Here is an 11375-nt window from a genome sequence, read left to right as displayed (position 1 = left end):
GGCGGTTGGCACCCGGATCCCGGCGGTGGGTGGGTTGGCGCTGGACGCTCCTTGGTGGCGGTGGGTGTGTGAGATCAGCGGTTCGGTAGGTAGTCGTTGATCAGCTTGGCGATCAGAGGTGGGTCGTTGAGGGCTACGGCGTGGGTGGCGTCGAGGCGGACGACCTCGATGTTGGGCGGCAGGGTGGCGACGTCGCGGGCCAGGCCCGCCTGGTACGGCTCGAACAGGGCCTGACCCGGCATCGGCCTGGTGGCCAGGGCGAGCAGCATCGGGCAGCGCACGTCGCGGAAGACCTCGAAGCAGTCCAGGTCCTCCAGGGCCTGCTGGAGCTCCGGTTGGCCGTGGGCGCGGAAGGCCTCGCGCAGCGCGTCGATCTCGGCGGCGACGGCGGCCGGGTCCAGGTAGCGCCGCGGTTGGGTCGGCACGCCGTGACCGTCGATGTCGATCACGGCCGGGCACTCCGGGTGCCGCCTGCCCCACAGCGCGGCGACCATGCCGCCCATGGACATGCCGATCACGGCCGGGTTGTCCTCGGCGTGCGGTTCGATCCGGTCGAGGACCGACTCCCAGTCCCACGGGCCTTCCACCGGCAGCGGGACGACGTCGTGCACGCCGGCCAAGGCCGCCGCGACCGGGTCCCAGTCGGCCGGTGATCCGCCCGCGCCGTGCAGTGCCAGCACCTTCACGAGTTCAGCCTCGCTCTCACCGAGGCGACGGTGACGCCGTCCTCGTCGCGTTCCAACTTGCCGCGTCGCACGAGGTCGTGGACGCCCTGCTTGGTGACGCCGAGCATCGCGCCGGCCACCGAGTACGACACCGCCTGCGCCGCCGGGTGACCCATCCGACGTGCGACGACCCGTCCGAGCGGGGTGCGCCACCAGTCGGCGGGCGGGTCGAACGGCGCGTCACCGGGGTACACCGCGCCGATGAGCCGCGCGATGGCGTGGACGGCCGCCGCCTCGTCGTCCCCCTCCATGGCCTCGGCCATCCGCCGGGCCACGGCGTCGGCGCGGGACGGCAGGTCGCCGACGTCGTCGAAGAGGATCTCCAGCGGGTCGAGCAGCCGGGTGCGGATGATCGTGGCGATCTGTGCTGCGAGCACGCGACACCTCCTTGACGGCTATCGTCAAGTACTTGACGCGATCCGTCAAGTAGTCAGCGCCGGGCCGGTCGGGCGGTCATCGGGTCCTCGGGCCAGCGGTGCTTCGGGTAGCGGCCCCGCAGTTCCGACCTGACCTGCGGGTAGCCGGTCCGCCAGAACGACGCCAGGTCGCCGGTGACGGCGGTCGGGCGACCGGCCGGCGAGAGCAGGTGCAGGACGATCGGCACGCGGCCGTCGGCCAGGCGAGGGGTCTCGGTCCAGCCGAAGACCTCCTGCACCTTCACCGGCAGCACCGGGTCGGACGCGGAGTAGTCCACCCGGATGCGTGAACCCGAAGGCACTTCGAGGCGGTCCGGGGCGAGCTCGTCGAAGCGCGCCGCCGCGGGCCAGGGCAGGAGTCGGCGCACGACCTGCTCGCCGCTGATCCGGGCCAGGTCCGCCCTGCGCCTCGCGTCACCCACGTCGACCACGGCGAGCAGCGCCTCGTCGTCCACCGCGGGCCACGGGTCACCGATCACGCGGTGCAGGAACGCCATCCGCTCCCGCGTGCGCAGGCCGTCCGCGTCCCACCGCAGCAACCCCGTGCCTTCAGCGCGCAGCCCTTCGAGGAGCGCGCGCCGGATCGCCTCGCGGTCGTGCAGCGGCTTGCTGGACAGCGTGATGGCACCCAGCTTGCGCAGCCGGTTCGCCACCACGTCGCCGTCCCACCGCACGTCGTCCTCGAACGACAGCAACGACGACGCGGCCTTCACCGCCAGCTCCTCGTCGGCCCGTGCGGCCAACCGGATGCGGCCGTGCGCGCGGCCCGCCTCCCGGTCCGCGATGGCGACCGCCAGCCACTCGGCGTCGGCCAACCCGCTGCCCGGCGGCAGCTCCACCGCCGTGCCGCCCGCCATCAGGTACACCGGCGACCCGGGTGAACGCCTGCGCGCCAACCGCTCCGGGTAGGCGAGGGCGACGACCAGCGCGGGGTCGCCGTGACCCGTGCCGTCGACCATCGCGGCCAGGCGGCGCACCTCGCGCGGGTCGGCGTCACGCGTGGTCAGCTCGACCCCGGAGTTCGCGCGGTCGTCGTCCAGCAGCGCCACCACCTCGGCGGCCCGGCGAGCGCCCACGGCCGCCGCGCCGTCCAACAACGCCCGTGCCAGCCGAGGGTGCAGGCCGAGGTCGGCCATCCGGCGGCCCCGTTCCGTGGCTCCCCGGTCGTCCAACGCGCCCAGAGCGCGCAGCACCGACCGGCCGGCGTCCAGCGCGCCCTGCGGCGGCGCGTCCCACCAGCCCAGCCCCTCGCCGTCGGGCACGCCCCAGCAGGCCAGCTCCAGCGCCAGCCGGGTCAGGTCGGCGGTGCGGATCTCCGGCTCCGGGTAGCGCGGCAACGTGCTGTGCTCGTGCGCGGGCCAGCACCGGTAGACCCGGCCCGGCGCCTCGCGCCCGGCCCGGCCCGCGCGCTGGTCGGCCACCGCCGCGCTGACCCGGACCGTCGCCAGGCCGGACAACCCGCGCCGGTGGTCCACCCGCGGCACGCGCGACAGCCCGGAGTCCACCACCGCCCGCACGCCCGGCACGGTCAGGCTCGACTCGGCGATCGCGGTGGCCAGCACGACCCGCCGCCGGGCACCGGGCCGCAACGCGTCGTCCTGGGCGGACGTGGCGAGCCGACCGTGCAGCGGCAGCACGTCCACGTCGCCGGGCAGCAGCGCCGCGCACCGCCGGATCTCCGCCACGCCCGGCAGGAACGCCAGCACGTCGCCGTCCACTTCGGACAACGCCTGGCGGACGGCGCGGGCGACGGTCGCCTCGACCCGTTCGTTGCGGGCCGGCGGGACGTGCGCGAGGTCCACCGGGAACGTCCGGGCCTCCACCCGCAGCACCGGCGCGTCACCGAGCAGCTGCGCCAACCGGTCGGCCGCCACCGTCGCGGACGTGGCCAGCAGCTTCAGGTCCGGCCGCAGCCCCGCCCGCGCGTCCAGCAGCAGCGCCAGCAGCAGGTCCGCGTCCAGGTGCCGCTCGTGGCACTCGTCCAGCAGCACCACGTCCACGCCCGCCAGCTCGGGGTCGTGCTGCAACCGCCGCACCAGCAGCCCCGACGTGACGACCTCGATGCGGGTGTCCTTCGACGTCTTCCGGTCGCCGCGCACCGAGTAGCCGACCGTCCGCCCCACGGGTTCACCGAGCAGGCTCGCCATCCGCGCGGCGGCGGCGCGGGCGGCCAGCCGGCGTGGTTCGGCCACCACCACGCGGCCCTCCAGCGCCAACGGCACCAACGTCGTCTTGCCCGTGCCCGGAGGGGCGACCAGCACCGCCGAGCCGTGCGCGGTCAACGTGCCCGCGATCTCACCGAGCAGCGGGCGGATCGGCAGGTTCGGCAGCTCCACGGGGGTGAGTGTGCCAATGTGGCGGCATGGGGAAATGGGGTGTCCTCGGCGCGGCGGTGGCCCTGGCCCGCGCGGCCGTGACGATCAAGGTCTGGCGGGAGGTCCGGCGACTGCCCGTGACGCGGGTCGAGGACGGGCCGGTCACGGTCGTCGTGCCCGCGCGCGACGAAGAGCACTGCATCGAGCGCTGCCTCACCGGTCTGCGCGGGCAGGACTACCCGGACCTGCGGATCGTGGTCGTGGACGACGCGTCGTCCGACCGCACCGCCGAGATCGTGCGGCGGCACGCCGAGCAGGACCCGAGGGTGCGGCTGGTGAGCAGCTCCGGACCGCCGTCCGGCTGGGCGGGGAAGGTGCACGCCCTGCACCTCGGCACCGCCGAGGCCGACACCGACTGGCTGCTGTTCGTGGACGCCGACACCGAGGCCGCGCCCGACCTGGTCGGCAGGCTGCTCGCGGGCGCCCGGCGCGACGACGTCGACCTCGTGTCCACGTCCGGGCGCGGCACCGGGCCGAGCGCCGGGTGGTGGCTGCTGCTGCCGCCGGTGAACCAGCTGCTGTTCGAGACGACGACCGTCGACGGGCGGCGCGGCATGGCGCTGGCCGTCGGGCACTGCATCCTGGTCCGCCGCGCGGCGTACGAGCGGGCGGGCGGTTGGGCGGCGATCGCCGGGTCGCGCGCGGACGACGTGGGCTTCGCCACCCTGATCCGCGACACCGGCGGCCGGACGCGGTACGTGGACGGCGCGGACTCGCTGACCACGTCCGGGCTGGACGCGTTCGGCGACTCGTGGGCGTCGATGCGCAAGAGCATGGTGGCCGGCACGTCGCTGTACGCGAAGGGGCCGGCCAGTGCGTTCCTGTCGCTCGGGTCGACCGGGCTCGCGCACATCGCGTACGGGGTCCTGCCGGTGGTGACGGCGTTGCGCGGGTCCAAGCTCGGGCTGCTGGCGTGGCTGGGCCAGTCGGCCGCCCAGTGGACCTTCCTGCGGCGGTCCCGGCAGCCGCGGTCCGCGGCCGTGCTCGCGCCGGCGGCCTACGTCGTCTTCGGCGCACTGTCGTTGGACGCGGCGTGGCAGGCGCTGCGCGGCACCACGAAGTGGAAGGACCGCGACGTGCAAGGCTGATGTCGTGGTTGACCCGCTGCGCGACCCCGACGACCCCGAGCTGCTCGACCCGTACCGGGCCCGTGAGCTGGCCGGGCTGGTGGAAGCCGCCCGGCTGGCCTCCGGCGCCGTCCGCTACGGCAAGGTCGGCCGCGTCGGCGCGGCGCAGGTCGTGGTGAACCGGGACAACCCGCTGCCCGGCGGCAACCACGCGTGCGCGGTGTACGGGTCGTCCGCCGAGGTCGCGGGCACGTTGATGCGGTTGGAGCAGACGTTCGCGGACGTCGGGCGGGCCGAGGCCGTGCTGTACGCGTCACCGACGACCGTGGCCGAGATCGAGGGCATCGCGGACGACACCGGGTGGCACGCGGTGGAGGAGTCGTTGGCCGTCGTGCACCGCGGCGAGGTGCGGCGGTCGGAGGTCGTGCGGGCGGCGCGGGACACCGACCTGGAGGGCATCGCGGAGCTGCTGGCCGACGACCTGGGCGTCGACGGGCCGCGGCTGCTGAGGCACCTCGGGCAGCGGCTGGACGACCCGCGGTGCGTGTTCGTCGTCACGGACGACGGTGACCGGATCGGCGGGTTCGCCTCCGGGTTCGCTGAGCGCCGGGTCGGGTTGGTCGAGCACGCGGTCGTGCGGCCGGCCCGCCGACGTCGCGGGTTGGGTCGGGCGCTCGTCTTCGGTGTGGTGGCCGAGTTGCGCGAGGCCGGGGTGGTGCTGGTGGCGTCGCACGTGGCCGAGGGCGGCGCGGGGGAGCGGTTCGTGGAGGCGTGCGGCTTCGACGTCTGCTACCCGGTGACGGCCTACGCGCGGAGGGTCGACGAACTGCTCGATTGAGTATTTGCTTGCCGCACCGCATATCCTTAGCACAGCTAACGGACGTCGGAAGGGGCGCGCAGTGCTGGGGACCGGGTCCGGAGTGAAGGCCAAGCCCCGGCTGCCCGGCGAGGTGTGGGTCCTCGTCGTGGCGAGCTTCATCATCGCCCTCGGGTTCGGCATCGTCGCGCCCGTCCTGCCCGCGTACGCCAAGAGCTTCGACGTCGGCACGTTCGCCGTGTCCGCCGTGGTCAGCTCGTTCGCCCTGGTCAGGCTCCTGTTCGCGCCGATGAGCGGTCGACTGGTCAACCGGTTCGGCGAGACCTGGGTCTACATCGTCGGCATCCTGATCGTCGCGGTCGGCACCGGCGCGTGCGGCTTCGCCACCGCGTACTGGCAGCTCATCGTGTTCCGGTCGTTCGCGGGCATCGGGTCGACCATGTTCACCGTCGCCGCGGTCGGCCTGCTCATCCGGATCACGCCCGCCCCGATGCGCGGCCGCGCCTCCGGGCTGTGGGCGACCGGGTTCCTGCTCGGCAACATCGGCGGCCCGATCGTCGGCGCGGCGCTCGTGGAAATCTCCATCCAGGTGCCGTTCGTCACCTACGCGGGTGCGCTCGTGGTGGCCGCGCTCGTCGTCTGGTGGTTCCTGCGCCGGTCCACGCTCGCCGCCGCGCTCGACAAGTCCACCGAACAGGTGTCGATGCCGGTGCGCGTCGCCGTGCGGCTGCCCGCGTACCGGGCGGCGCTGGCCTCCGGGTTCGCCAACGGCTGGGCGGTGTTCGGCGTGCGGATCTCGCTGGTGCCGCTGTTCGTGGTGGAGGCGCTGCGCAGCACGCCGGCCATCGCGGGCATCTCGCTGTCGGTGTTCGCGGCCGGCAACGCCGCCGTGCTGATGATCTCGGGCAAGCTGTCCGACAGCATCGGTCGCAAGCCGGTGGCGATCGCCGGGCTCGCCGTGTCCGCGGTCGGCACGGTGTGGCTCGGGCTCAGCGGCGGCGTGCCGATGTTCATGGTCGCGTCGCTCGTCGCGGGCGCCGGGGCCGGTCTGCTCAACCCGCCGCAGAACGCCGTCGTCGCGGACGTGATCGGGGCCAAGGCCAAGGGCGGCCCGGTGCTCGCGGCGTTCCAGATGGTCGCCGACAGCGGCGCCATCGTCGGACCGCTGGTCGCGGGCGTGCTCGTGGACCAGTTCTCGTACCAGGCGGCGTTCACCCTGACGGGTGCGATGGCCGCCGTGGCGCTGGTGTTCTGGCTCTTCGCGCCCGAGACCCTGCCGCGGAACGAGGAGACGCACGTCGGGTCGCAGGTCGCCGGTGAGTCCGGTCGCCTGGACGAGAGCGCCGAGGTGCCCTCCGGCGAGCGCGTGGCCGGTCGACCGCGTCAGCCGGACGCGTGAGCGCTCAGGTTGTACTCAGCATGCCTCGGTAGCCTGCGGGACGGGTTTTCACCGGGAGGGCAGTGCTGTGGGTGGCGCGGAGCGCAACGCTCGGAAGAAGAAGCAGCAGCAGCGGGCGACGAAGGCGGTGGTCGCGGCGCGCGGTGCGTCGGGCGACCGGACCAAGGTCGTCATCGGCGTCGTGGTCGTCGCCGTGCTCGCGCTGGTCGTGGTCGGCGGCGTGATCTGGAGCAAGTCCGGTGAGGACGACGCCTCGCTGGCCGACCCGCCCCAGGTGCCCGGCATCTCCGTGCCGGTCGTCCGCGAGGCCGGCGCCGTCCTCGTCGGCAAGGACGACGCGAAGGTCACCCTCGACCTGTACGAGGACTTCCTCTGCCCCGCGTGCGGCGCGTTCAAGAAGGCCTACGGCAGCCAGATCAAGCAGGAGATCGAAGCCGGCAACCTGCGCATGCGCTACCACGCCCTGCCGTTCCTGATGAAGTACTCCGACCCGCCGGGCTACTCGCTCGACGCGGCGAACGCGGCGCTGTGCGCGGCCGACGAGGACAAGTTCTGGCAGTACCACGAGGCGCTGTTCGCCAGGCAGCCGAAGGAGGGCGGTCCGGGGCACACCAAGGAGGAACTGGTGAAGCTCGGGACGGACCTCGGCATCACCGGTGACGCGTTCAAGCAGTGCGTGGACAGCGGTGCGCACGAGAAGGACGCGCAGGCCGAACTGGACGCGGTGAAGGCGACCGGGAACTTCGGCGGCACGCCGACCGTGATGAAGGACGGCCAGGTCGTCTCCTGGGACGACCGCGACTGGCTGACCAACCTGCTCAAGTAGGGCCCGCGGCACCCGCGCTCAGCAGCGCGGACGTCGGGAGGGACCCCCCGATTTCGCCCCTGCCGGGGCGGTGTTGTACGGTATTGCCACACGAGAACGGCGGCCCCAACCGCCGGGAAACGTGCAGGCAAGGGGCTGTGGCGCAGCTGGTAGCGCATCACACTGGCAGTGTGAGGGTCAGGGGTTCGAGTCCCCTCAGCTCCACAATCGAATACAGCATACGAATCGCCCGCTGACCTGCGGTAATGCAGGTGGCGGGCGATCTTGTTTTTCCGTCCACTGTGGACTGTGGCGGCCGAGCTGGAGCAAATCTGGAGCAGGCGGTCGCTCCGGGCGAAATGTTGTCAGCTGTGTGCTCCAGTCTCGGTAACCCGGCTGGGTGGATCTGCCCGCTGACTTTTCGACGGCCGTAGCGGCTGCCGATGTCCGGCTCCGGTGTACCACCCCCAAACGGTCCCGAACGGCCGTCAACGGGCGCGTGGGGTCGCGTTGCCACTAGAAGATGTCGGTCCGCTGCCAGTCGACACATGTGGGGCGTTTGCCGGTCCGCATGAACTCGTGCAGGAGACTGCGAAGCATGTTCAGCGGCAGGGCGGCCTCTGCGGGGAACTCGGTGCGGGTGCCCTTGTCGATGTAGAGCGTCACGCCGGCGGGGACTCGGGTGTCCGTCTGCCGGGGTAGGGCGATCCATGCTGTGGTGTCGTTCGCCTCGCCTGTCATGTCGGCTGGTAGGAAGTCTTTCGGGCCGAACACGTGGACGGCGGCGATGTGGTGCTCGGCGTCGAGGTCGAACTTGAGTTGGTGGTCAGGCAGTTCCGCCGGACCGATCGTCGGCCGGTCCTTGGCGTACACCACGGTCGGGTGTGGTTGTGGGTTGGCCAGGATGTCTGTCATGACATCGTCCAAGGCGATGTCATCGTCCACGGTGACAGGTTCGTCGGCGCGGTTGCCGCCGCTGAAGTAGTAGACGTCGAGCGGAGTCACGACGGGCTCCTTCTGCCGAGACCCTGGCACTTTTCGTTGTCGACTACGAGCTCGCCGTGGTCACTCAGCTGTTGGGCTGTCATTAGGACATTGCCCTCGACGTGCTCGCCTACTCTCACGAGTCCTCCGAGACCTGCTGGTACGCGCCGTTAAGCTTTGGCCGCTGAGGAAGTCGGGCAGGTAAGAAACGGCGGGCACGACCGCAGCATGCGGAACAGACGCACGTGGCGGTCGGTGCTCACGGTGACCCGCCGTAATTCCAGGTCTGGCCGGTGCCCCGGTACTGCTCGACCGGGATGGGCTGCCGTCCGGCGGGTAGCAGGTCGCGGCAGAGGGTGCCGTGGAGGTGGTCCACTTCGTGGGCGACCAGCCGGGCCATGCCGCGGTCGAAGACGGTGATCTTCTTCTCGCCGGTGATGTCTGTGTGCTCGACGTGGATCTGCATCGGTCGCGGAACCAGGCAGCGGACGTCGAAGAAGCTCAGACAGCCCTCGTACTGCTCATCGATCTCGGTGCCGCTCTCGATGATCGAGGGATTGAGCAGCGTGATCGACTGGTCGGTGCCGGGCGGGCGGACAAGAGCGGCGGCGCGGTCGATGCCGATCTGGGGTGCGGCGATGCCCATGCCCTTGCCGAAGGTGTGAGCATGGGCGATGCGTTCGGCGGCGGAGTGCAACTCGGTGATGACCCGGCGGGCGTCCTCGGCTTCGGCGGGCAGGTCGAAGGTGCGGGCGGTGCGGCGCAGCAGGGGATCGCCATCCTGGACCACGCCCAGGGCGGCCATGGTCTCACTGGGATGCGCGGGGGTGATGTCGGTGGTCGTGCGGCCGCGGAAATCCCATTCGAGTCGGTAGCGGGCGTGCGGGGGTGGGTCCTGGCATGACCAGGCGAAGATCACCCGGTCGCCGTCGGTGGTGCGGTGGATGGCGGTGGGAAAGGGCATGGCGTCGGCGGTCATGGAGGTGTGCAGGCCCCACACCACCGGGGTGAGGTCGGCGGGGAAGTTCAGCGAGACCGACAGCTTCGCGGTGGGCAACCGGATGGCGCGTTGGAACCAGTTGCCCCAGTGCTCGTCGCGGACGGTGTACTCGTATTCGATCCAGGTCGACTCGCCGGGGTAGAGCGGGAAGTGGCCGGTGTCGCCGGCGAAGTGCAGCCAGACTTCCTTGAAGGCGTCGCGGTCGTGGTGGGCGCTCCAGCTCATCGGCTCGGCCCGGTCCTGGCCGTGCCAGGCATGCAAGTCGATTTCGTCCCAGGTGAGCGGGTTCTCGCTGTAGAGGCGGTTGGACCGTTCGGGGTCGCCGGGGTAGCGGTCGACGGAGATGCGGATCAGGTAGCGGGTGATGGGCTCCGTACCGCCGTTGACCAGGCGGCGGCGTTGGGTGAGCCGGTAGGTATGCCCGTCGTAGTGCAAGGTGGCGTCGTCGTGGTCGACCACCAGACTCCCCGCTCCGGACTGGTCCGCAGGGGTGGATGGCAGCGGCGGACGGGGCTTGCCGGTGCGACCGGCCTCGAACTCGCGGAATGCGGTGCGCAGTGCCCCGCCTGACTTCAGTGCGGTGTCGGCGTGCAGCGCGAACTCTCGTGATGGGCGCTCGTGGCCCGACTCCACTTTGGACACGTATGAGCGGTCGTAGCCCATCAACTTGGCCAGCGCGGTGCGGGACAGGCTCCGCACGTCACGCCAACGGGCGAGTTCCGCCGCAAAGGCGTTGGTCTCACCGCTGCCCCCGTTTGTCGAACGCGCCCCGCCGGTCACGACAACACTCCCGCCTTCCCGGACTGTGAGTGGGCGTGATCCCACCGTGAGTCACCGCTCAGCCTAGAGGCACACCCGGACCGGCTGGTGTCGTAGAACGCCCTTACACGTGGCGACAGACCGCCTCTGGGCTGCATCACCGCCCGTCGGATCGATACCGATCAGACCGGACGACGAAAGGGAACCACTGCTCATGACGACGACGGAAATGCCCACCCACCGCGACCCATTTGCGCTCGATCGGCGCGGCATCACTCACGCGCCCGCGGACCCGGCGTTGAACGCCTGCCCCAACGGCACCGACGACAATTGTGACCCAACATGTGCGTCGGCGTGCGTCACCGGTGGCGTCTGAGGCCGCCGCCGCTCACGGGCCGGGTGTCTTCCCAGCCCGTTCCGCTCTGTACCGGCGGGAGGAACGGATGCGTTCCGGTGGTAGGAAACCGCTGTACCGGCACATCGGTGTCGCGCTTGTGCGGGCTGCGGCGCCACCGCTGACCGGTCCCGGTGTCGCCGACTTCGCTGCAGGGTCGTCGTTACGCCGCGGAAGCAGTCCGGCTCGGCTACGACGCCCTCTTCGACGCCGATTGTTCACCGGTGCGGTGTGCCGTTTCTCGCTGCGTGCCCTGTTGGCGGTGGATGAGAACGCGGTTATCCGACAAAGTCGGTTGTGCTATTCACATCGAAAGAGATGAGGTTGAGATGAGCGATCTTTCATTTCTTTGGTTGGAGATTACTGGCAAGTGTCAATTGCAGTGCTCTCACTGCTACGCGGAGTCGGGGCCAGGTGGCAACGACGGTGTGATGACCTCGAGGGACTGGGAGAGTGTCATCGACCAGGCCGGCAGGATCGGCGTTGAAATGGTGCAGTTCATCGGTGGGGAGCCGACGCTGCACCGTTCCTTGCCCGATTGGGGTTGACCCGTTTTGACGGACAGGGTCGGTGAGGTGTGGTCAGGCTACCTGGTCCACTGGGTGGTGTCGGATTGCTTCGTAGGTGGCGGGGC

Annotated in this window: 10 protein-coding genes and 1 tRNA gene; 6 read left to right on the top strand and 5 right to left on the bottom strand. The window is 71.1% G+C overall.

Translation table 11 applies throughout. The features are described from left to right. Positions 1 to 74: 74 nt before the first annotated feature. The 3 genes from AB0G02_RS18980 to hrpB are packed head-to-tail and all read right to left on the bottom strand — an operon-like array spanning position 75 to position 3477. Positions 75 to 686 carry an alpha/beta hydrolase gene (locus AB0G02_RS18980; protein WP_360795851.1) on the bottom strand — a complete coding sequence of 204 codons (612 nt, stop codon included), beginning with the start codon at positions 684 to 686 and terminating at the stop codon, positions 75 to 77. Further along, positions 683 to 1102 (bottom strand): hypothetical protein, encoded by a 420-nt coding sequence (locus AB0G02_RS18975; RefSeq protein ID WP_360795848.1) that lies wholly within the window; start codon positions 1100 to 1102, stop codon positions 683 to 685. The genes AB0G02_RS18980 and AB0G02_RS18975 overlap by 4 nt, the downstream gene beginning before the upstream one ends. 53 nt (positions 1103 to 1155) lie before the next feature. After that, the gene (gene hrpB, locus AB0G02_RS18970; RefSeq protein WP_360795845.1) at positions 1156 to 3477 is read right to left on the bottom strand and encodes an ATP-dependent helicase HrpB; all 2322 of its coding nucleotides are present in this window, start codon (positions 3475 to 3477) and stop codon (positions 1156 to 1158) included. A 26-nt stretch (positions 3478 to 3503) separates the two neighbouring features. Here hrpB and AB0G02_RS18965 point away from each other — a divergent pair, with 26 nt between their 5' ends. The 5 genes from AB0G02_RS18965 (at position 3504) to AB0G02_RS18945 (ending at position 7829) form a co-directional block, all read left to right on the top strand. Next, positions 3504 to 4604 carry a glycosyltransferase gene (locus tag AB0G02_RS18965; RefSeq protein ID WP_360795842.1) on the top strand — a complete coding sequence of 367 codons (1101 nt, stop codon included), beginning with the start codon at positions 3504 to 3506 and terminating at the stop codon, positions 4602 to 4604. A 4-nt stretch (positions 4605 to 4608) separates the two neighbouring features. Continuing rightward, positions 4609 to 5421, top strand: a complete 813-nt coding sequence (locus AB0G02_RS18960) for a GNAT family N-acetyltransferase (protein WP_360795839.1) — start codon at positions 4609 to 4611, stop codon at positions 5419 to 5421. A gap of 61 nt (positions 5422 to 5482) precedes the next feature. Further along, complete coding sequence (locus AB0G02_RS18955) at positions 5483 to 6799, top strand: MFS transporter (protein WP_360795836.1); 1317 nt, start codon at positions 5483 to 5485, stop codon at positions 6797 to 6799. Between the two features lie 67 nt (positions 6800 to 6866). Beyond that, positions 6867 to 7625: a thioredoxin domain-containing protein gene (locus AB0G02_RS18950; RefSeq protein ID WP_360795833.1), complete on the top strand. Its 759-nt coding sequence runs from the start codon at positions 6867 to 6869 to the stop codon at positions 7623 to 7625. Positions 7626 to 7756: 131 nt separating this feature from the next. Next, positions 7757 to 7829: transfer RNA gene (locus tag AB0G02_RS18945), tRNA-Ala, on the top strand. A gap of 291 nt (positions 7830 to 8120) precedes the next feature. Here AB0G02_RS18945 and AB0G02_RS18940 read toward each other — a convergent pair. Next, positions 8121 to 8609, bottom strand: a complete 489-nt coding sequence (locus AB0G02_RS18940) for an Imm1 family immunity protein (RefSeq protein WP_360795830.1) — start codon at positions 8607 to 8609, stop codon at positions 8121 to 8123. A gap of 238 nt (positions 8610 to 8847) precedes the next feature. Beyond that, a complete protein-coding gene (locus AB0G02_RS18935; protein ID WP_360795827.1) occupies positions 8848 to 10368 on the bottom strand; it encodes a peptide deformylase in 1521 nt (506 codons plus the stop codon). 639 nt (positions 10369 to 11007) lie between these two features. Here AB0G02_RS18935 and AB0G02_RS18930 point away from each other — a divergent pair. Next, entirely contained in the window at positions 11008 to 11289 is a 282-nt protein-coding gene (locus AB0G02_RS18930; RefSeq protein ID WP_360795824.1) for a radical SAM protein, read from the top strand. The last annotated feature ends 86 nt before the right edge of the window (positions 11290 to 11375 follow it).

Source organism: Actinosynnema sp. NPDC023658, assembly GCF_040639995.1.
Classification (GTDB): Bacteria; Actinomycetota; Actinomycetes; order Mycobacteriales; family Pseudonocardiaceae; genus Actinosynnema.
This window is presented reverse-complemented; position numbering and strand designations above follow the sequence as displayed.